The sequence below is a fragment of the Marivita sp. GX14005 genome, from assembly GCF_023370775.1.
Taxonomy (GTDB): domain Bacteria; phylum Pseudomonadota; class Alphaproteobacteria; order Rhodobacterales; family Rhodobacteraceae; genus Marivita.
Window position 1 is genome coordinate 342,257 of the sequence record NZ_JAMCCQ010000004.1, and the last position, 19,205, is coordinate 361,461.

At 64.5% G+C, this 19,205-nt stretch carries 18 protein-coding genes; 12 read left to right on the forward strand and 6 right to left on the reverse strand.

The window, feature by feature from the left end; translation table 11 throughout:
- Positions 1–6 precede the first annotated feature (6 nt).
- The 5 genes from M3465_RS13685 to M3465_RS13705 all read left to right on the forward strand — a co-directional run bounded on the left by M3465_RS13685 (position 7) and on the right by M3465_RS13705 (position 5,636).
- Positions 7–1,185, forward strand: coding sequence for a CaiB/BaiF CoA transferase family protein (locus M3465_RS13685; protein WP_249502325.1), 1,179 nt, complete (start codon positions 7–9; stop codon positions 1,183–1,185).
- Positions 1,182–2,321, forward strand: coding sequence for an acyl-CoA dehydrogenase family protein (locus tag M3465_RS13690; RefSeq protein ID WP_249502326.1), 1,140 nt, complete (start codon positions 1,182–1,184; stop codon positions 2,319–2,321). Before M3465_RS13685 ends, M3465_RS13690 begins: the two co-directional genes overlap by 4 nt.
- A gap of 124 nt (positions 2,322–2,445) precedes the next feature.
- Complete coding sequence (locus tag M3465_RS13695) at positions 2,446–3,531, forward strand: TRAP transporter substrate-binding protein (RefSeq protein WP_249502327.1); 1,086 nt, start codon at positions 2,446–2,448, stop codon at positions 3,529–3,531.
- Between the two features lie 60 nt (positions 3,532–3,591).
- A complete protein-coding gene (locus M3465_RS13700) occupies positions 3,592–4,089 on the forward strand; it encodes a TRAP transporter small permease subunit (protein WP_249502328.1) in 498 nt (165 codons plus the stop codon).
- A complete protein-coding gene (locus tag M3465_RS13705; RefSeq protein WP_249502329.1) occupies positions 4,086–5,636 on the forward strand; it encodes a TRAP transporter large permease in 1,551 nt (516 codons plus the stop codon). Before M3465_RS13700 ends, M3465_RS13705 begins: the two co-directional genes overlap by 4 nt.
- Before the next feature lie 57 nt (positions 5,637–5,693).
- Here the strand turns inward: M3465_RS13705 and M3465_RS13710 are convergent, their stop codons facing one another.
- Positions 5,694–6,158 carry an Lrp/AsnC family transcriptional regulator gene (locus M3465_RS13710; RefSeq protein ID WP_249502330.1) on the reverse strand — a complete coding sequence of 155 codons (465 nt, stop codon included), beginning with the start codon at positions 6,156–6,158 and terminating at the stop codon, positions 5,694–5,696.
- Positions 6,159–6,267: 109 nt separating this feature from the next.
- Between M3465_RS13710 and M3465_RS13715 the strand changes: the two genes are divergently transcribed.
- On the forward strand, positions 6,268–7,728 hold the full coding sequence (locus M3465_RS13715; RefSeq protein WP_249502331.1) for an aminotransferase class V-fold PLP-dependent enzyme: 1,461 nt from the start codon (positions 6,268–6,270) through the stop codon (positions 7,726–7,728).
- Positions 7,729–7,758: 30 nt separating this feature from the next.
- Here M3465_RS13715 and M3465_RS13720 read toward each other — a convergent pair whose 3' ends face one another.
- The 3 genes from M3465_RS13720 to M3465_RS13730 are packed head-to-tail and all read right to left on the reverse strand — an operon-like array spanning position 7,759 to position 11,236.
- Positions 7,759–8,091 carry a hypothetical protein gene (locus tag M3465_RS13720; RefSeq protein WP_249502332.1) on the reverse strand — a complete coding sequence of 111 codons (333 nt, stop codon included), beginning with the start codon at positions 8,089–8,091 and terminating at the stop codon, positions 7,759–7,761.
- Positions 8,088–10,544 carry a cytochrome c oxidase subunit I gene (ctaD, locus tag M3465_RS13725; protein ID WP_249502333.1) on the reverse strand — a complete coding sequence of 819 codons (2,457 nt, stop codon included), beginning with the start codon at positions 10,542–10,544 and terminating at the stop codon, positions 8,088–8,090. Before ctaD ends, M3465_RS13720 begins: the two co-directional genes overlap by 4 nt.
- The gene (locus M3465_RS13730) at positions 10,541–11,236 is read right to left on the reverse strand and encodes a cytochrome c oxidase subunit II (RefSeq protein WP_249502334.1); all 696 of its coding nucleotides are present in this window, start codon (positions 11,234–11,236) and stop codon (positions 10,541–10,543) included. Before M3465_RS13730 ends, ctaD begins: the two co-directional genes overlap by 4 nt.
- Here M3465_RS13730 and M3465_RS13735 point away from each other — a divergent pair, their 5' ends adjacent.
- The gene (locus tag M3465_RS13735; RefSeq protein WP_249502335.1) at positions 11,237–11,752 is read left to right on the forward strand and encodes a DUF2231 domain-containing protein; all 516 of its coding nucleotides are present in this window, start codon (positions 11,237–11,239) and stop codon (positions 11,750–11,752) included.
- Here M3465_RS13735 and M3465_RS13740 read toward each other — a convergent pair.
- Together M3465_RS13740 and M3465_RS13745 are read right to left on the reverse strand one after the other, a co-directional pair.
- Positions 11,722–12,234: a CopD family protein gene (locus tag M3465_RS13740; RefSeq protein WP_249502336.1), complete on the reverse strand. Its 513-nt coding sequence runs from the start codon at positions 12,232–12,234 to the stop codon at positions 11,722–11,724. The two genes, M3465_RS13735 and M3465_RS13740, sit on opposite strands and share 31 nt — an antisense overlap.
- A complete protein-coding gene (locus M3465_RS13745) occupies positions 12,231–12,941 on the reverse strand; it encodes a cytochrome c oxidase assembly protein (RefSeq protein ID WP_249502337.1) in 711 nt (236 codons plus the stop codon). Before M3465_RS13745 ends, M3465_RS13740 begins: the two co-directional genes overlap by 4 nt.
- 431 nt (positions 12,942–13,372) lie before the next feature.
- On the opposite strand from M3465_RS13745, the gene M3465_RS13750 reads away from it, so the two are divergent.
- Genes M3465_RS13750 through M3465_RS13770 form a run of 5 tightly spaced genes read left to right on the forward strand, consistent with a single transcriptional unit; the run spans position 13,373 to position 19,196 of the window.
- Positions 13,373–14,227 carry a carbon-nitrogen hydrolase family protein gene (locus M3465_RS13750; RefSeq protein WP_249502338.1) on the forward strand — a complete coding sequence of 285 codons (855 nt, stop codon included), beginning with the start codon at positions 13,373–13,375 and terminating at the stop codon, positions 14,225–14,227.
- 20 nt (positions 14,228–14,247) lie between these two features.
- The gene (locus M3465_RS13755) at positions 14,248–15,825 is read left to right on the forward strand and encodes an ABC transporter substrate-binding protein (protein ID WP_249502339.1); all 1,578 of its coding nucleotides are present in this window, start codon (positions 14,248–14,250) and stop codon (positions 15,823–15,825) included.
- Between the two features lie 10 nt (positions 15,826–15,835).
- Positions 15,836–17,446 carry a dipeptide ABC transporter ATP-binding protein gene (locus tag M3465_RS13760; RefSeq protein ID WP_249502340.1) on the forward strand — a complete coding sequence of 537 codons (1,611 nt, stop codon included), beginning with the start codon at positions 15,836–15,838 and terminating at the stop codon, positions 17,444–17,446.
- Entirely contained in the window at positions 17,443–18,351 is a 909-nt protein-coding gene (locus M3465_RS13765) for an ABC transporter permease (RefSeq protein ID WP_249502341.1), read from the forward strand. Before M3465_RS13760 ends, M3465_RS13765 begins: the two co-directional genes overlap by 4 nt.
- Positions 18,351–19,196 carry an ABC transporter permease gene (locus M3465_RS13770; protein ID WP_249502342.1) on the forward strand — a complete coding sequence of 282 codons (846 nt, stop codon included), beginning with the start codon at positions 18,351–18,353 and terminating at the stop codon, positions 19,194–19,196. The genes M3465_RS13765 and M3465_RS13770 overlap by 1 nt, the downstream gene beginning before the upstream one ends.
- Positions 19,197–19,205 lie beyond the last annotated feature (9 nt).

The window sequence follows — 19,205 nt, forward strand, 5'->3', positions numbered from 1 at the left end:
AACCTGATGAGCACCCAGCCCCCCGACAGCCAATCGCAAAAGCCCCTGAGCGGGGTGCGCGTGCTCGATTTCACGCGCGTTCTGGCCGGCCCCTATTGCACCGCCATGATGGCCGACCTTGGCGCGGATGTGATCAAGATCGAGGCCGCGCATGGTGACGATTACCGACATATCGGCCCGTTCAAGGATGGCGAAAGCCTCCTCTTTCAGGCGATCAACCGGGGCAAGCGGTCCGTCGCGCTCGATCTGAAATCGCCCGAGGCGATTGCGACCGTGAAGGCGCTTCTGGCCGATTGCGATGTGCTGATCGAGAATTTCCGCCCCGGCGTGATGGAGAAGCTGGGTCTGAGTTATGACGCGCTCAACGATGCGTTTCCGCATCTGGTCTATGTTTCGCTCAGCGGTTTCGGGCAGACCGGGCCGAACACGAAAAAACCCGCCTATGACATCATCGTGCAGGCGATGAGCGGTCTGATGGACGCGACGGGCGAGCCCGATGGCGCGCCGACGATGGTGGGCGAGGCTCTGGGAGACGTGGCAGGCGGGCTGTTCGCCGCTTGGGGCACGATGGTCGCGCTTTTCGAGCGCAGCCGGACCGGGCAGGGGCGGCATGTCGATGTGGCGCTGTTCGATGCGCTGGTGTCGATGATGCCCATTCTGGCCTGCCGCACGCTGATGGACGGGCAGGCGCCCGTGCGCACCGGCAACCGCCATCCGCTATCGGCGCCCTTCGGCACCTATCCGGCGGCGGACGGGCATTTCGCGGTCGCGGTTCTGAACGACCGGCTCTTCGCCAGTTTCTGCAATGTGATCGGCCAGCCTGCGCTTTCAAGCGATCCCCGCTTCACCAGCGACGCCCTGCGCCGCGAGAACGAACCTGCGCTGGCCGAATATATCGACCTATGGGCCGGCACCCTGCCGGTGGAGCGGGTCGTCGAGGCGTTATCCTCCGCGGGCATCCCCTCATCGCCCATTGAATCCGTCGCTGAAGCCTGGGCCTCGCCGCAGGCGCGCGAGCGGGGGTTGGCCTCCGAGGTTGCGCATCCCGATCTGGGCCCGCTCAACATCCCCGAACAGCCGGTGCATTTCAGCGGCGCGCCGCGCGGCGGGCGCAAACCGGCTCCGGCGCTCAATGCCGATGCGGCCGACATTCTGGACAGTCTGACAAAGGATCGAAACGCATGACCACCTACCCCATGAGCGAGGACGAACGCGCGCTTGTCGCGCAGATCGAACGCTTCTCGACCGAAGTGCTGGCCCCCGACGCCGCCCGGATCGACGAGAAGGCGCTTTTTGCCACCGTGCATCTGGACGCGATGGCCGGGATGGGGCTCATGGGCCTCAACCTGCCCGAAGAGCATGGCGGCATCGGCCTCTCCGGCCCCGCGCTCTATGCCGCGGTCGAGGCGGTTGCCGGGGCGTGCGGGTCCACCGCGTCCATGCTGACGGCGCATTTCCTGGCGACGGATTCGCTGCTGATCGGGGCGGATGCCGATCTTCATGCGCGTATACTGCCCGACGCTGCGGCAGGCACGGCTCTGGGCGCGTTCGCCCTGACCGAACCGCAGGCCGGATCGAACCCGGCGGATATGCGCACCACGGCCAAGCGGGAAGAGGGCGGATACCGGATCAAGGGCTCCAAATGCTTCATCTCGAACGCCGGGGCCGCCGATTTTATCGTCGTCTATGCCAAGACCGATCCCGATGCCGGCGCGCGCGGCGTCAGCGCCTTTGTCGTGGAGCCGAAGAAGACCGAGGGCGTTTCGGTTGCGCCGCATGAAAAGACGATGGGCCTCAAGGGCGGGCATGTCTTCGGCATCAGTTTCGATTGCTGGGTGCCCGAGGAAAACCGTCTTGGCGAGGAAGGAACGGGCTTTCGCACCGCCATGAAGGTTCTCGACAATGGCCGGATCGAGGTTGCCGCGCAGGCGACCGGGATTGCGGATGCGGCGCTGCAGGCCGCGATTTCCTACGCCAAGGAACGCATGGTCGGCGGTCATCCCATTGCCGATTTCCAGGGACTGCAATGGATGCTCGCCGATTGCGCGACCGAACTGGCGGCCGCCCGCGCGCTGGCGATGCAGGCGGCCACCTTGCGCGGCACCGGCGTGCGCTATTCCAGCGAATCCGCCTTTGCCAAGCTTTATGCCAGCGAAGCGGCGTGGCGGATCGCGGACCGGGCGCTGCAGATCCATGGCGGCTATGGCTACACCCGTGATTTCCCGCTCGAGCGTTACTTGCGCGATCTGCGGATTTTCCGCATCTATGAAGGGTCGTCCGAGATTCAGCGCACAATCATCGCGAGAGGTTTGCTGGCATAATCGGCTTTTTGCGCTGCAATGATTGACTTGCTTATGTATTTACATAATAGCAATAAGCACAATGTTACCTTGGCGCGGCCAAGCCCCGCCCAAGGTCGCGATCGCCCGACTGGAGGAGAGGCACATGCAAAGACGGACATTCCTGACAACCAGCGCCATCGGCACCGCCGCTGCGGCTCTGGCCACCCCTGCCATCGCGCAGGACAAGCGCCAGTGGAAGATGGTCACGGCATGGCCCAAGAACCTGCCCGGACCGGGCGTCGCCGCGCAGCAGCTTGCCGACCGCATCACCACGCTTTCGGGGGGCCGGATCGAGGTGAAGCTCTACCCCGCCGGAGAGCTTGTTCCCGGTCGCGGCGTGTTCGACGCGGTAAGCGAAGGCACGGCGGAACTGTATCACGCCGTTCCGGCCTATTGGGGCTCCAAATCCAAGGGCATCCTGCTTTTCGGCTCGCAACCCTTTGGTCTGCGCGCGGATGAACAGGTCGGCTGGATGGTGCATGGCGGCGGTCAGGCGCTTTATGACGAGATGTATGGCCGCTTCGGCATCAAGCCGTTCCTGTGCGGCAATTCCGGCCCGCAATGGGGTGGCTGGTTCCGCGAGGAAATCAACTCCGCCGAAGATCTGAAAGGCATGAAGTTCCGAACCACGGGCCTCGCCTCGGAAATGGCTGCCAAACTGGGCATGGCGGCCGAAGCGATGGGCGGGCCGGACATGTTCCAGGCGCTCCAGACCGGCGCGCTCGATGCGGGCGAATTCATCGGCCCGTGGACCGACAGCGCGCTTGGCTATTACCAGGTCGCGAAGAACTACTACTGGCCCGGCGTCGGCGAGCCGTCCTCCGCCGAGGAATGCGGCGTCAACATGAGTGTATTCAACGAGTTGCCGGACGATCTTAAAGAGGTGGTCAAGGTCGCTTGCGATAGCCTCTATAACCAGGTCTGGACGGAATACACGACCAAGCACGCGCAAGCGCTGCAATCGATGGTTTCCGAGCATGGCGTTCAGGTCAAGATGTTCCCCGAGGATGTCATTATGGCCATGGGCAAGGCCGCAGAGGGCGTGATCGACGATCTGCGCAACGACGATGACGAACTGGTCAAGCGGATCACCGAAAGCTTCGTCGCCTATCGCGATCTGGTCGGCCAATACATGGTTTATGCCGATAACGGCCAGATGAACGCCCGCAATATGGTGATGGGCTACTGAACCCATTGAGAGGGGCGCGACGATGATCGCGCCCCTGTCCTTTTCCGGCGAGGGGGCAGGATGGAGCAGCTGGCGAACGCGCTGGACAAGGTGAACACGGGCGTGGCCTGGGTGGTGCGCTGGCTGGCGCTGGCGATGATGCTGGTGCAGTTCGCCATCGTCATCGGACGCTACGCGTTCGGGGTCAACTCCATCGCGGTTCAGGAAAGCGTCCTTTACATGCACGCCGCGCTTTTCATGCTGGCGGCGGGTTATACGCTCCTGGTCGACAAGCACGTGCGGGTCGATGTGTTCTATGCCAAAGCCTCGCGCCGCACGCGGCGGCGGATCGACATTTTCGGCCATCTCTGCCTTCTCATGCCGTCGATGCTGGCGCTGATCTACTGGTCATGGCCCTCGGTGCGCAATTCCTGGGCGATCCTCGAAGGGCCGATCTCGGTCGGCGGGATCGAGGCGGTGTTCCTGCTCAAATCCCTGATCCCGGCCTTCTGCGTTCTGGTCATGCTGCAATCGCTGGCCCTGCTGATCCGCCTGCTGGCCGTGAAAGAGAGCCGATGATCGAATATCTCGACCTGATCATGTTCGCGGCGCTAATGGCCGCCATCCTGCTTGGCTTTCCGGTCTCGTTCAGCATCGCAGGCGTCGCGGTGATCTTCGCCTATCTCGGATGGGCGCTGGGGCAAATGGATATCGGGCTGCTTGGCGCACTGGGCCAGCGGGTGTTCGGGGTTCTCACCAATCCGGTGTTGATCGCGATCCCGCTTTTCGTGCTGATGGGCGCACTTCTGGAGAAAAGCCGCATCGCCGAGGAATTGCTCGATACGATGGGGCGCCTTTTCGGGCAGCTTCGCGGAGGTCTCGGGATATCGGTTGTGCTGGTCGGCACCTTGCTGGCGGCCTCCACCGGCATCGTCGGGGCGACCGTTGTGGCGATGGGCATGATCGCGTTGCCGACCATGCTGCGCGCGGGATATGACGCGCGCGTCGCGTCGGGCATCGTGTGCACCGCCGGCACGCTGGGGCAGATCATCCCGCCCTCGACGCTGCTCATCATCCTGGCGGACGTCATGTCCACGTCGTTTCAGCAGGCGCAATACGAGCAGGGCAAATTCTCGGTGGAGGCGCTGTCGGTCGGCCAGTTCTTTGCCGCCGCCGTGATCCCCGGTCTGGTGCTGGTCTGCCTGTACCTGATCTATATCGTCGCGCGCGGCATCCTGCGCCCCAGGGACATGCCCCCGGCCCCGGGGGACATGGCAAAGCCCGATTGGCGCGAGGTTGTCGGTGCCGTGATCCCGCCCGTGCTGCTGATCGTGGCGGTTCTGGGCGCCATTCTCGGCGGCATCGCGACGCCCACCGAAGCGGCCTCTGTCGGGGCGGTCGGCGCGCTGCTGATGACGGGGCATCGCACCGGCGCGGCCCGCAGCATCATCGTGCTCGGAACGGTCGCGCTGATCCTGTTGGGGCTGCTCGCAGGCGCGTTTCCCGTCCGCTTTCAGCGTAGCGACCTGACGATGGGTGCCTACACGCTCGGGCTCTTTTACGCCGGGCTCGCCATCCTCGGTGCGCTGGCGGTGCTACTGGCCCTGCGCGCTGCGCTGCGAAAGCGCGTGATGCAGGAGGCGGTCGGATCGACCATGACGATGACCTCCATGATCTTTGCAACCATCATCGCCGCCGGGTTTTTCAGCCTCGTCTTCATCGGTCTGGGCGGAGAGGAGCGCGTGGCCGCGATCCTTGCCGAAATGCCGGGCGGCGCGAATGGCGCGCTTGTCTTCTGCATGATCGTGATCTTCGTTCTGGGCTTTTTCCTGGATTTCGTCGAAATTTCGGTGATCGTGCTGCCGCTGGTCACGCCCTCGCTGATCCTTCTGGGCCATGACCCGATCTGGCTCGGCGTGCTGATCGCGGTGAACCTGCAAACCTCCTTTCTGACGCCGCCTTTCGGCTTCTCGCTCTTCTACCTGCGCGGCGCGGCGCCCAGAGAGGTCACGACCGGGCAAATCTATGCCGGCGTCCTGCCCTTCATCTGCCTGCAGATCGTCGGCATCGCGCTGATCTGGCTGCTGCCCGATCTGGCGACATGGCTTCCCGAGGTGCTGTTCTGACCCGCCCCGGCCCGCGTCGCGCAAGCGCGTAGCGGGCTTCTGGCAGTCAGTCTTTCGCTATCGCAGCGGGATAGGGCGCTGTTCCTCGATGCTTTCCATCGCGAAATAGGACGTTACGGTTTCAAGTTCGATCGTTTCGATCAGACGCTTGTAGACGCGGTCATAGCCCGCCATGTCGCTGACGATGATCTTGAGCAGGTAATCGTATTCACCGCCGATGCGGTAGAAATCGATCACTTCGGGAATTGCCGACACATGGTTGCGAAAGCCGCGCAGCCAATCGGCGGAGTGATGACGCGTCTTGATGAGCGAAAAGACGACGAAACCCGCGCCCATTCGCTCGCGGTCGATGACCACGGTGCGCCCGCGGATCACGCCGGAGCTTTCCAAAGCCTTGAGCCTGCGCCAGCAGGCGTTTTGCGACAGGCCGACCTTATCGGCGAGCGCGCGTTGCGATTGTCCCGCATCGCGCTGCAACTCTTCGAGGATGCGAAAATCGAAATGATCCATACGTTCGGTCATATGTCGATCATATGACCCGTTAGTGACAGATCAAGGGCCAAAATCTGTGAAGATATCTGCGTATGTTTGGTTCATCCTGCATGAACCACAGCGATGGCAAGGAGGCTTCATGACCGCGCTCGACGAATTCAAGACGATGCTGAGCGGTGCAGATATCCATGACCGTATTCGCGCCGGGTTGATTGGCGAGGATTTGCGGATCGACGGGCCGTTCGGACCGCGCACGATGATTTATGCCGATTACGTCGCTTCGGGCCGCGCGCTTGCGCAGGTTGAGGATTTCATCCGGGACCGGGTGCTGCCCTATTATGCCAACACCCACACGCAGGCGTCGTTCTGCGGCGCATACATGAGCAAGCTGCGCGAGGCCGCGCGGGCCGAAATCGCCCGCCTGACCGGGGCCGCGCCGGGGATGAGCGTCGTGTTTACGGGCGCCGGCTCGACCGCCGGGATCAACCGGATCGTCGGTTTGCTCGATCTGGCAGCGCTGGTGCGCGCGGGCCGTCGGGCGGTCGTGCTTATCGGGCCGTATGAGCATCATTCCAACATCCTGCCTTGGCGCGAGAGCGGCGCAGAGGTGGTCGAGATCGCCGAAGCGCAGGGTGGCGGGGTGGATCTGGACGATCTGGTCCGCGCGCTGGAACACGCGCGCGGCGCGGCGAGGATCGTCGGCAGTTTCTCGGCGGCGTCCAACGTGACCGGCGCGCTGAGCGATGTCGATGCCGTGACCCGGACGCTGCGCGCGCATGGGGCGCTGGCGATCTGGGATTACGGCTGCGCCGGCCCCTATTGCGAGATGGACATGCGCGCCGGCAGCGATGCGCAGAAGGATGCCATCGTCTTTTCAAGCCACAAGTTCCCCGGAGGGCCGGGTGCCAGCGGCGTGGCCGTGATCCGCGACGAGATCGCACAGCGCAGCGCCCCGACGCTGCCCGGTGGTGGCACGGTCAGTTTCGTCTCGCCCTGGGGGCATGTCTATTCGGGCCGGCTTGCCGCGCGCGAGGAGGGTGGCACGCCCAATGTGATCGGCGACATCCGCGCTGCGCTGGCGCTGCTCGTCAAGGAGGCGCTGGGGCAGGATTGGCTCACGGTGCGGCAGGCGCAGCTGCGGGAAAGGGCGCTGAAGGTCTGGCGCGCCAATGACCGGATCGTGTTGCTCGGACAGCCGGAGGCCGAAGCGCTGCCGATCTTCTCCTTTCAGGTCCGCGACGGGCAGGGCGGGCTTGTTCACCACCAGTTCTTCACCCGCCTGCTGAGCGATCTGGCCGGCGTCCAGGCGAGAGGCGGCTGCGCCTGCGCCGGACCTTACGGCCACCGGCTGCTCGGGCTCGATCGCGCCGCGTCGGATGCCACCATTGCCGCGCTTGAGCGTGGAGAGGAAACCGCCAAGCCCGGTTGGGTGCGGCTGAATTTCTCTGCCCTGATGAGCGACGCCAAGGCGGATGCGATCATCGAGTCCGTGGACAGGCTGGCCCGCACCGCGCCGGACCATGCAGACTGTTACCAAGTGGACAAGCATACGGCACGGTTCAGCGCGTTGGATCGTCTGAATGAACCCCTGGCATCGTGAGCGAAGGCCGTGCGAGGTTTGTGATGACGCCTACCAGTCGGCCGGTCCGCACATCGTCATCAGTGCCGCCGGGAAGAGCGTCCATCCTGTGGCGATCAGGGCGACGATGGCAAGGGTGAGCGAGACCCGGCGAAGCGAGGGCGAGGGCGAGGCGAATGGCGGGCTGCGCAAGGCGAAGACCAGCGCGGCCTGAACCGCAACGGCGAGCGCAGTCGCTATGAGGAGGGCGGCGCGGGCCGAAAGTTCGGTCAGCCCGAGCGACGCCCATTTGCCCGAGCAGATGAGGCCGTGAAGCCCGTAGACCGCACTGAAGCTGGCGAGCCAGAGCGCGAGCGGTAGGGACAGGCGCAGGATATCCATCATGCGACCGCTCCGGGCAGCCAAGCGGCGGAGAGCCCGATCAGCGCCGCGATGGCGGCGTAGTCGGTCCAGAGCCGCAGGATGCGGAAGGGGCCGGGCGGCGGGTCGGGCATCCTGATCGTGAGAACCGCGCAATAAAGTGCCGCGAGCGCCGTGATACCGGCGTGAAGGAGGATATAGCCGCCTATGACCGTCACCGTCGCATCGAAAGCGTGTGCGGCGGGGTTGGCAGCGGCAAGAAGCCCCGCCGCGGCCAGCGAGATCAACGCGGCGCCAGTCAGCGCGAGCGCAAGACCTGCCATTGCGCGCCTTGCCGCGAGCCTTGCCCCGGCGGGAGCCAGCAGGATTCCGGCGGCGGCCAGTGTCACGCCCCATCCCTCGGCAATGAGCCAGGCGGGGGGCGGCCAGTTGGGGGCGACGGTCCAAAGAAACGCATAGCCGAAGAGCAGCGATCCGAAGAGCGTCGCGTCGGCCACCAGCAGGAACACCGACCCCCACCATCCGGGCGGATCGATTACCCAGCCGGATACCGGCAGCGTGAGGCCGCGCCCCGCGTCGAGATGCCTGGCGGGGTGCCTTGGCCGCTGGACCCAGATCCAGCGCATCACCAGCGCCGCCACCCCCGCAACCGCGAGCGGGACCAGCCAGTAAAGCTTGAGAAGCATGGCCAGAAACGCGCATCCCGTCACTGCTGCCATCACGATCGGCAATGCGGTATTGCCCGGAAAGGTGACGATCTGCGCGGGCTGTCCGGTGGACACGTCCACCATGAGCGTCTCGCGCGCGCCGCGCTCCGGGTCTCCGAGATAGCCCTCACCCCGTGCGATGCGGACGCCCAGATCGGGATCGTCATGCAGCGGATTGCGCCCGCGCACCTCGATCAGGCTGGCGAAATTATAGGCGGCGGGCGGCGTCGGCATGGCCCATTCCAGCGTGCCGGCGCCCCACGGGTTGCGCGCTCCGCGCGTGGCGACGATGGCGTTGATGAAAATGTCGAGGATCACCAGTGCGAAGCCGATGGCGGTCACGAACCCTCCGACGGAGGCGACCAGGTTGATGATCTCCCAGCCTTGGCCTTCCTCATAAGTCCATGTGCGCCGCCTCTGGCCCAGCAACCCGGCCCAATGCACCGCGAGGAAGGTCGCGTGAAACCCGACCGCAACGAGCCAGAACGCCGTTTCCCCCAGTTTGAAGAACCGCCTGCGCCCTGTCACCTGCGGCATCCAGTAATAGAGCGCCGCCAGCATCGGAAAGACGAAACCGCCGATCAGCACGTAATGCAGATGCGCGACGATGAAATGCGTGTCATGCACCTGCCAGTCGAACGGCACCACGGCGACCATGACGCCGGTCAGCCCGCCGATGACGAAAGTGGCAAAGAAAGCGAGCAGCCATTTCATCGGCAGGACGAGCCGGGGCCGTCCCTTCCAGAGCGTGCCGATCCAGGCGAAAATCTGCACCGCCGTCGGCACCGCCACCAGCGTCGAGGCTGCGGAAAAGAACGCCAGCCCCATATGCGGGATGCCGGTGGTGAACATGTGGTGCACCCAGAGCCCGAAGCTCAGCACTCCGAGCGAGACCGCGGCAGCAACCACCCAGCCGTAGCCGAGCAGCGTCGTGCGCGCCAGCACCGGCAGGATGGTCGAGATCACCCCGGCCGCGGGCAGGAAGATGATGTAGACCTCCGGGTGCCCGAATAGCCAGAACAGATGCTGCCAAAGCAGGCTGTCGCCCCCCTGCACCACCTGGAAGAAGGGCATGCCGAAGGCGCGTTCCAGCTCCAGCAGGATCGAGCCGAGGATGAGCGGGGGAAAGCCCGTGAGGATCATCACCGAGGTGACGAGCGCATACCAGGCGAAGATCGGCATCTGCGCAAGGCTCATCCCCGGCGCGCGGTAGCGCAGCACCGTCACGGTGAACTCCACAGCCGCGCAGATCGCCGAAATCTCGACGAAGGTGATGCCGATCAGCCAGAAATCCGTGTTGATCCCCGGCGAATAGATCGCCGAGGTCAGCGGCGGATACATGAACCACCCGCCATCCGGCGCGATCCCGGCCAGCAGCGCGAAGATGAGCATCGCGCCGCCGAAGACGTAGCACCAGAAGCCGTAGGCGGTGAGGCGCGGGAAGGCGAGATCGCGCGTGCCGAGCAGCTTGGGCAGGAAATAGATCGCCATCCCTTCGAAAAGAGGAATCGCGAAGAGGAACATCATGATCGTGCCATGCATGGTAAAGACCTGCGCATAGGTCTCCGCCCCCATGAAGGCCGAACGCGGCGAGGCGAGCTGCGCGCGGATCAGCATCGCCAGAAGCCCGCCGATCAGGAAAAAGATCACCGAAACCGTCAGGAACATCCGCCCCAGATCGGTATGGTTGACCGTGGTGAACCAGCCTTTCCAGCCCGGCTCCGAGGCCCAGATGCGCGTCAGCGCGCGATGGCGGCGCAATGCGTTCATGGCGTGCCCCCTGCCAGAAAGGCCTGCCAGCCCTGCTCGTCATGTGCGCGGACGGTAAAGACCTGCCCCAGATAGCCGGGGCCGTTGTATTCGGCACCGACCCCGGCATAATCGCCGGGAGTGGCCGCCTCGATCCGCAGCACATTCGTGTGTCCGGGGATCGCGTCCAGTTTGCCGGCCAGACGCGGCACCCAGAAGCTGTGAACGACGTCGGCGCTGGTGATGGACACATCGACGGGCCGCCCGGCCGGAATATGCAGCACGTCTTGCGTCACGCGGCCCGGCGCGTCCGTATAGGTGAAGCTCCAGGCCCATTGCCGCGCCTCGGCCGAAACGGCCACCACATCGGGCGCGGATCGGGGCAGCAGCCGTTCCCCGACGAAAAGCGCATATCCCAGCAAAGCGGCCAGCACCGTGATGGAGAACCCAAGCCCCAGCCCGGCGATCCATAACCGCTCGCCTGCCGCACCGTCCGGCCCCCGCGGTTCGTTGCCCCTGCGGAAGGATAGCGCAAGAAGGGTCATCACCATCAGAAAGATGATTGTGCCTCCCGCCAACATCACCCACCATAGCTGCGCGATGACCTCTGCCGCCGGACCGGCGGGATCGAGGCTCGACAGCGCGGCGTCGCATCCGCCAAGGGCAAGCGCGGCGCCCGACAGGACGACGAAACGAAAACGGAGACCCGTCACATGGCGCAGAAATCCACGCGGCAGGAGATCGAGGCGCTGGACGATCCGATCGAGGACTATCCGGGGATCGACCAGACCGAAACGATAATCGGCATATGGGGCCATCCGCTCCATGCGATGACGGTCGCCTTCCCGGTGGCTTTGACCTTCTGCACGCTGGGGGCCGACGGGCTCTACTGGCTGTCTGGGGAGCTTTTCTGGGCCCGCGCCGGCGTCTGGGCGGCCGGAACGGCGTTCCTGTTCGGCCTCATCGCCGCCGCGACGGGCACGGCCGAACTGTTGCTGGTCTCCGGCATCCGAATTCACGCCGCTGCATGGACGCATGCGGTGATTGCGGTTTTGCTGCTGTCGCTTCTGGGGGCGAACTGGGGATACCGGCTCTACGGCTACGAGAGCGCCGTTCTGCCCTATGGCATCCTGCTTTCGGGCTTCAACACGCTGGTCGTCATGGCGACCGGCTGGCACGGGGGCGCTTTGGTCTTCGATCATCGTCTGGGCACATCGAAAGGCAAGTGAAGGCCGACCGGCTCTGTCAGCCAGCCGGGCATCGGTATGGCACCAAGATCCGGCTTGGCCAGAACGAGCGTCAGAATGGCGGCGATCAGCGCCGTCAGCGCCACATGCGGAATACGCGGCGAAAGGGGCTTTTCGGAGCGGGCGTCCTCGGCAACACTCATGTCCGCGCGCCCGACCCAGGCGTGAAGCGCCACCAGCAAAGCGACGAATACCAGCTTGGCGAACATCCAGGGCTCGAACGCTTCGCGCAGGAACAGAAGCAAAAGCCCGCTGCCAATGGCGAAAAGTGCGCATGGCGTCACCAGGAAGATATACCCGTAATGGCCCACACGGCGGATGATGGCATAGTCCTGCTGACCGATCGCCGGATCGTGCCGTGCCAACACGAGCGGTAGCGCGAAAAGCCCTGCGCACCAGATCGACAGCATCGACACATGCAGCGCCTTGATATGCGGAATCGCCGGGACCAGCGCGTCGATCATGCGGGGGCTCCCGCCATCCGGCGCCAGAGGCCGCGCATCGACAGCGCCGCCCAAATCAGGAACGGAAGGCCCGCGGGCACCCACATGATGAGCCCGCCGAGCTGTTGATCGGACAGCGCGGTCAGACCCCATTCCATCGGCGCCACGAGATGCGCCTCGTAAAGCGGCGCGGGCGCAAAGGTCAGCAGTGCGCCCAGCAGCGCCATCTGCATCCACCCCGCGAGGATTGTCAGGACCGACGGCATGAGCGGCCCGGCGGGATGCAGCACCGCCCGCCAGAACCAGAAGAACGCTCCGAGCAGCGACAGCTGCATCACCCAATAAAGTGGCACGAAAGACAACGCCGCGTCATAGGCCGCCGGCCAGTGCCAAAGCCACAGGACCGCCGTCGAAACGAGGAACGCCGGCATCGCCGGTCCGGGCCTGCGCGCCGGCACCGCCAATGCCAGAAGCGGCGCAGCGAGCGCAATGATCAGCACATGATGCACGGTCCGCGCTGCAAAGAGCGCTGACGACAAGGCGCAAAGCGGCGACACGAACGCCGCCACCAGCACCGCCACACCGAGCAGCCCCGAAGGCGAGCGACGCAGCAGCACCGCCAGGACCAGAAGCGCCGCCACCAGCACGGGATCGAAATTCCACCGCGCCCAGATTTCATCGGGTAGGGGCGCTGCGCCGCAATATATCGTGTTCCATGTCTCTGGCATAAAGCGTCGTCTTCTATTCGTGTCGTAACAGGCTAACACCCATCACAGGTGCGACCGAACCGAAAAGTTGGAGCGCTTTCCCCCGGCGCCGCCCGCCCCGGAAAACCACGGCGGCGATCCATGTGGGATAGACGCGATGAACGGAGTCGCATGGCCTGTCTGCAATCCTTGGATGTTACGCGATATCAGGGTGTCCAACGCGTCCGGGGCTGCATCGGTTTCGAATTTCTTGTGAGATATTGCCCTTCGGACGCCACAGCGTTTTCAAAAGCGGTTTGATCCGCAGAGGTCTGAAGTTCGTCGACCTGCGAAGGTTCGGCATCGGGTTTTCAGGCGTTCCGACCCGAAAATAGGCCATCGCGTTTCCAGTGCTTTCGGGCTTATGCTGTGTATTCATCGCTTGGACGGTAACAGGCTGAAGGAGTGGGCGAATGGCCGAGAACCTGCGGGTTTGCCTTGCGCAGATGACGTCGACGAACCGGCACGAGGGCAATATCGCCTTTGCCGAGGATGCCGCGCGGCACGCGGCTGCCAAGGGCTGCGATCTGCTGGCGCTGCCCGAGGCGGCGGGGATGATGAACAAGGATGTCGATGACGCGCGCAGCCGGATCACGCGCGAGGAGGACGACCCGTTCATTGCGGCTTGCAGGCGGCTGGCGGCCGAGCATGGCCTGTGGATTCAGACCGGCTCCACGCCGATTGCCAGCGGGGACGGGCGGTTTCTCAACCACGGGAACCTGATCGATGCGAACGGCTCATCCGTTGCGGGCTACGACAAGATCCACCTTTTCGATGTCTTTCTTGAAGGTCGTCCGGCCACGGGCGAATCGAAGCGCTACGCCGCTGGACAAACCGCCGTTCTGGTGGAGACCCCTTGGGGGCCTTGGGGATTGACGATCTGCTACGATCTGCGCTTCCCGCACCTTTACCGCGACTACGCAAAGCGCGGCGCGACGGTGATCTTCGTGCCCTCGGCCTTCACCGTGCCGACAGGGGAGGCGCATTGGGAAACGCTGCTGCGCGCGCGGGCAATCGAGAACGGCGCCTTCATCGTCGCGGCGGCGCAGGTCGGACATCACGATGACGGGCGCAAGACATGGGGCCATTCGATGATCGTCGATCCCTGGGGCAAGGTTCTGCTCGACATGGGCGGGCGCGAGCCGGGGCTTGCGGTTGTCGATCTCGATCTGAACCATGTGAGGCGGGCGCGCGAGCAGATCCCGTCGCTGAAGAATGAACGAGACTATGACTTGAATCATGTGGCCGGCCATGATGGCCTGAACTGACGAACCCGAAAGGACATCTCATGAGGACGACACGCAGAACCCTTCTTGCCAGCGCCGCCGCCATCGGCACCGCATCGGCGTTCCGGCCGCTCGCCGCGCTTGCGCAAGACGCGCGCCCAGATCTCGTCATCGCGGTCGACAACCTCTGGGAAACGATGGACCCGGTGATCGGCATCTCCACATCGGGCGGGCGGGTGCATACCAACATCTTCGATACGCTCGTGCGCCGAAACCGTTGGGAAGATCCTGACGGCACCGAGCTTGTGCCGTGGCTTGCCACCAGCTGGGAACGCACGTCGCCGACAGTCTGGACCTTCCAGCTACGCGAGGGGGTGAAGTTCCATGACGGGCATGTGATGGACGCCGAGGACGTGGCGTTTTCGATCTCCGAGCAGCGCCTCTGGGGCGATGAGCCGGACGCGCCGCGCGGCACGCGCTATGTCGCCGGGATCGTGCGGGTCGAGGCCGTCGGGCCGCTCACCGTGGAGGTCGAGACGGAACGGCCCGATCCGTCGATTCCCTACCGTATGGTCACGCCCATCGGTTTCGTTCTGCCCAAGCACTATTACGAGGAGGTCGGCAAGGATGCCTTCGGGCAAAACCCGATGGGCACCGGCCCTTACAAGCTGGTCTCCTTCGACCCCTCGACCGAGCTTCGCGCGGAGGCGTTCGACGACTACTGGAACGGGCCTGTCCCGGCCAGCAGCCTGACCTTCCGCATCGTGCCGGAATTCTCCACTCGTTATGCGGGGCTGGCCGCGGGGGAGTTCGACGTGATCGTCAACATCCCGTCGGACCAGATCGAACAGGTGCGCAACACGCCCGGCGTGCGGGTGATGGAGAAATCCATCGAGAATTACCCGATGTTCGCCTTCAACACGCTCGAAACCGAGGAGTTGCCGAACAACCCCCTGACCGATGCCAACCTGCGCAAGGCGATGGTGTCCGCCATCGACCGCGAGGGAATCGCGGCGGCTCTTTGGGATGGGGCGACCTTTGTTCCCGCGCCGTTCAATTTCCCGGAATACGGCGATTATTACGATGAGGGCCGCAAGGCGCGTTACGGTTTCGATCCAGAGCGCGCGCGCGAGTTGCTGGCGCAAAGCGATTATGACGGCGAGGAACTGATCTGGCATATCGTGCGGGGCTTTTATCCCAATTACGAGGTCGCCGCCGAATTTATGGTCGAGCAGTGGCGCGACATTGGCGTCAACGTCCGCATCCGCATCGTGGACAATTTCTCGCTGGCCTATCAGCGCCCGTTCCACCTGCTCAACATGTCCATGTCGAGCGAATTCTCGGGCGATCCCTACCGCCCGCTCTGGCTCGATTGGGGGCCGAATTCGTCCCGCGCCACGGCAGCACACAAGACATGGAAACCGACCGAGCGTTTCCTGGAGCTTGGCGAACGCTTCGCCGCCGCGCAGGAGTTCGAGGAGCGCAAGGCGGCCTATCTCGATCTGGTCGAGGAATGGGAAAACGTCACCCCCGGCATGTATCTGTGGCGCAACGTGGTCAGCTACGGAGTGCGCGAGGATCTCGATTGGGATCCGGGCAACGATTCCGTGACCGTCTTTGACCGGCTCTACATGGGCTGACGCACGCGCAATGGCCGCTTCTCCCACGCCCCCCGTGCTGGAGGTGCGCGATCTGCGGATCGCGCTGCCGCCCGGCGCCGACCGCGATCATGCGGCGGACGGAATCGATCTGACCATGGCGCCGGGCCAGACACTGTGCCTTGTGGGGGAGAGCGGCTCGGGCAAATCGGTGATCGCGCAGGCGATCATGGGGATGCTCCCCCCGGTGCTGCGGATGGAGCGGGGCCGGATCACCCTGCAAGGCACCGAAACCCCGCCGCAGCGGTCGGATCGGTTCAACAGGCTGCGCGGCACGCAGGTCGCAATGGTGTTTCAGGACGCGGTATCGAGCCTGAACCCGATCCAGCGTGTCGGCCGCCAGCTCGAAGAGATCCTTCAGGTTCACGGTGTTCCGCAATCGCAGCGGCGCAAGCGGGTGATGGACATGCTGGCGGCGGTGCAACTGCCCGACCCCGACCGCGCCTACAGATCTTATCCGCACGAGATGTCGGGCGGGCAGGCGCAGCGGATCGTCATCGCAGGTGCGCTGCTTCTGAACCCCGCGCTGCTCATCGCGGACGAGCCGACCACCGCGCTCGACGTGACGACGCAGGCGGAAATCCTCGACCTGATCGACGGACTGAAGAAGAAGTTCGACACATCGGTCCTGTTCATCACGCATGATTTCGGCGTGGTCGCGGATATTGCCGATCATGTCGTCGTGCTCAAGGACGGTCTGATCGTCGAACACGGCGCGGCGGAGTCGGTTCTGCGCGCACCGCAACACGCCTATACCAAACGCCTGCTCGACGCCGCTTCGTTGGAGGGGCGCGCGCAGGGTGGGGATGCCGGCGCGCCTGTTCTGACGGTGCGCGATCTGAACCTGACCTACAGGCGCGGTTTTTTCTTCAATCGCACAGAGGTCGCCGCCGTGCGCGACGTGAACCTGACCCTGCACAAGGGGCAGACGCTTGCCGTTGTCGGGGAAAGCGGGTCGGGTAAATCCTCGCTCGCCAAATGCCTGCTGCGGCTCGAGGACGTGGAAAGCGGCACGATCGCGTTCAAGGGGCAGGACATCACCCATGAGCGCGGCCGGGCGCTGCGCGATTTCCGGGCCAGGGTGCAGGTGGTGCTGCAAGACCCGTTCGGCGCGCTCGATCCGCGGTTCAGGACGCTCGACGCGGTGGCCGAAGGGCCGATCATCCACGGCGTGCCGCGCAAGCAGGCGCACGAGCGAGCGCGCCAAATGCTCGAACGTGTCGGGCTCGGCCCGCAAGCCGCCGCGCGTTATCCGCAGGAATTCTCCGGCGGCCAGAGGCAACGCATCTGCATCGCCCGTGCACTCGTCCTCGAACCCGAGGTTCTGATCGCGGACGAGGCCGTTTCCGCGCTCGATGTGTCCATTCAGGTGCAGATCCTCGATCTGTTCACCGAGTTGCAGAAATCGCTCGGATTTTCGATGGTGTTCATCACCCATGACCTGCATGTCGCCGCCGCGATCTCGGACCGGGTTCTGGTGATGCAGAACGGCCGTGTGGTCGAAGAGGGGCCGACCGCAGAGGTTTTCGAGCACCCCCAAAAGGACTACACGCGCGATTTGCTCAACTCCGCGCCGGGGCGGAAAGGCGGGCTGGCGGCATGATCGGATATGTGCTTTCGCGGCTGGCCCGCGCCGCAATCACTTTGCTTGTCACCGTGACGCTTGTCTTCATCTTCATCCGCTTTTCCGGCGATCCGGCCGCCGCGCTCGCCCCACCTGACGCGCCGCAGGAGGTGATCGAGCAATACCGCCGCGCGCTCGGGCTCGACCAGCCGCTCTGGGCGCAATACACCGGCTATCTGGGGCGCATCCTTCAGGGCGATTTCGGCTATTCGATCCATTCCGGCCGCCCTGCGCTGCAAGTCTTTCTCGACCGCCTGCCAGCCACGCTTTACCTCGGCGGAACGGCGCTGCTCATCGCGTTGGTTCTTGGCCTCTCGCTCGGCGCGATTGCCGCGCTGAACCGGGGCAAGCCGATCGACCGGGCGGTGATGGGGTTTTCCGTCTTCGCCTTCGCGATGCCGAATTTTCTCTTCGGTCTCGGGATGATCCTGATCGGCTCGCTGGCCTTTCAGGTCTATCTCGGCGGGCAGGGGGCCGGCGTGCTTGCGCCCGCGCTGACGCTGGGCCTTGCCTCGATGGGAAGCTACGCGCGCTTCACCCGGTCCTCGCTGCTTGAGACGATCAACAAGCCGTTCATGCTCGCCGCCGAGGCGCGCGGCATTCCCTATCGCAGGCGCCTGATCCGCCACGCCTTGCCGAACGCGTCGATCCCCCTCGTCACGCTCGTCGGTCTGTCGGTCGGAAGCCTGATCGCCGGCTCGGTCGTGACCGAGCAGGTCTTTGCCTGGCCAGGTGTCGGCCAACTCCTCGTGCGGTCGGTCGCCACGCGCGATATCGCGACGGTGCAATTTCTGGTGCTGGCCATCGCCGCGACCATGATCACCGCCAATCTCATCGTCGATCTGCTCTATCTGGTGCTCGACCCAAGGATCAGGGTGCGCTGATGGCAGAACGCAAGACGCCGATCCCGCTGGCGGTCAAACTCGCCTTCGGTTTTTTGATCCTCTTCGTGCTGTTCGCGCTGTTCGGGCAATGGCTGTCGCCGCACGAATACCGCGCAACGTCGCTGATGGACCGGCTGAAACCGCCGGTGGGCTTTGGTGGAGACTGGACCTATCCGCTTGGCACAGATGCGCGCGGGCGCGATTTGCTGGTGCGTCTCGCGGTCGGCGCGCAGATCACGCTGATCGTGGCCGTCGTCGGCACGCTGATCGGCGCGATCCTCGGATCGCTTCTTGGCATATTGGCCGCCGCGCGGCGCGGGATCGTTGAAACCATCGTCGTCGGCGCCATCGATGTGCAGGCCTCCCTGCCGATCATCGTCGTCGCGCTTTTCGTGCTGGCGATGTTCGACAGCAGCTTCACGTTGTTTCTTTTCCTGATCGGCCTGACGGGCTGGGAAGTCTACGCGCGCCTGATGCGCGGCGCCGTTCTGGCGGCCAGGGAACAAGGCTACGTCACCGCAGTGCGCGCGCTCGGCGCCTCGCCCTATCGCATCTACCTGCGTCATATCCTGCCGAATGTGATCTCCGTCGCGCTGGTGCAGTTCACCGTCAACCTGCCGCTGACCGTGCTTCTGGAAACAGCGCTGAGCTTTCTTGGCCTCGGCGTGCAATCGCCTCTGACGAGCCTTGGCCAGATCATGAGCGAAGGGCGCGACCGGCTTCTGACGGCGTGGTGGCTGACGGTCTTTCCGGGCATCGTGATCTTTCTGCTCGCCCTGTCGATCAGCCTCGTCGGAGACTGGGTGCGCGACCGGTTCGATCCGACGCTCAGAACCGAGACCTGAGCGGGGGGT

Bases quoted from the DNA above. Each gene is read 5' to 3' on its own strand.
- M3465_RS13750 (WP_249502338.1), top strand. From the start codon at position 13,373: ATGGCCGAGAACCTGCGGGTTTGCCTTGCGCAGATGACGTCGACGAAC.
- M3465_RS13720 (WP_249502332.1), bottom strand. From the start codon at position 8,091: ATGATGGATATCCTGCGCCTGTCCCTACCGCTCGCGCTCTGGCTCGCC.
- M3465_RS13765 (WP_249502341.1), top strand. From the start codon at position 17,443: ATGATCGGATATGTGCTTTCGCGGCTGGCCCGCGCCGCAATCACTTTG.
- M3465_RS13745 (WP_249502337.1), bottom strand. From the start codon at position 12,941: ATGCCAGAGACATGGAACACGATATATTGCGGCGCAGCGCCCCTACCC.
- M3465_RS13700 (WP_249502328.1), top strand. From the start codon at position 3,592: ATGGAGCAGCTGGCGAACGCGCTGGACAAGGTGAACACGGGCGTGGCC.
- M3465_RS13735 (WP_249502335.1), top strand. From the start codon at position 11,237: ATGGCGCAGAAATCCACGCGGCAGGAGATCGAGGCGCTGGACGATCCG.
- ctaD (WP_249502333.1), bottom strand. From the start codon at position 10,544: ATGAACGCATTGCGCCGCCATCGCGCGCTGACGCGCATCTGGGCCTCG.
- M3465_RS13710 (WP_249502330.1), bottom strand. From the start codon at position 6,158: ATGACCGAACGTATGGATCATTTCGATTTTCGCATCCTCGAAGAGTTG.
- M3465_RS13740 (WP_249502336.1), bottom strand. From the start codon at position 12,234: ATGATCGACGCGCTGGTCCCGGCGATTCCGCATATCAAGGCGCTGCAT.
- M3465_RS13760 (WP_249502340.1), top strand. From the start codon at position 15,836: ATGGCCGCTTCTCCCACGCCCCCCGTGCTGGAGGTGCGCGATCTGCGG.
- M3465_RS13705 (WP_249502329.1), top strand. From the start codon at position 4,086: ATGATCGAATATCTCGACCTGATCATGTTCGCGGCGCTAATGGCCGCC.
- M3465_RS13715 (WP_249502331.1), top strand. From the start codon at position 6,268: ATGACCGCGCTCGACGAATTCAAGACGATGCTGAGCGGTGCAGATATC.
- M3465_RS13690 (WP_249502326.1), top strand. From the start codon at position 1,182: ATGACCACCTACCCCATGAGCGAGGACGAACGCGCGCTTGTCGCGCAG.
- M3465_RS13755 (WP_249502339.1), top strand. From the start codon at position 14,248: ATGAGGACGACACGCAGAACCCTTCTTGCCAGCGCCGCCGCCATCGGC.
- M3465_RS13685 (WP_249502325.1), top strand. From the start codon at position 7: ATGAGCACCCAGCCCCCCGACAGCCAATCGCAAAAGCCCCTGAGCGGG.
- M3465_RS13695 (WP_249502327.1), top strand. From the start codon at position 2,446: ATGCAAAGACGGACATTCCTGACAACCAGCGCCATCGGCACCGCCGCT.
- M3465_RS13770 (WP_249502342.1), top strand. From the start codon at position 18,351: ATGGCAGAACGCAAGACGCCGATCCCGCTGGCGGTCAAACTCGCCTTC.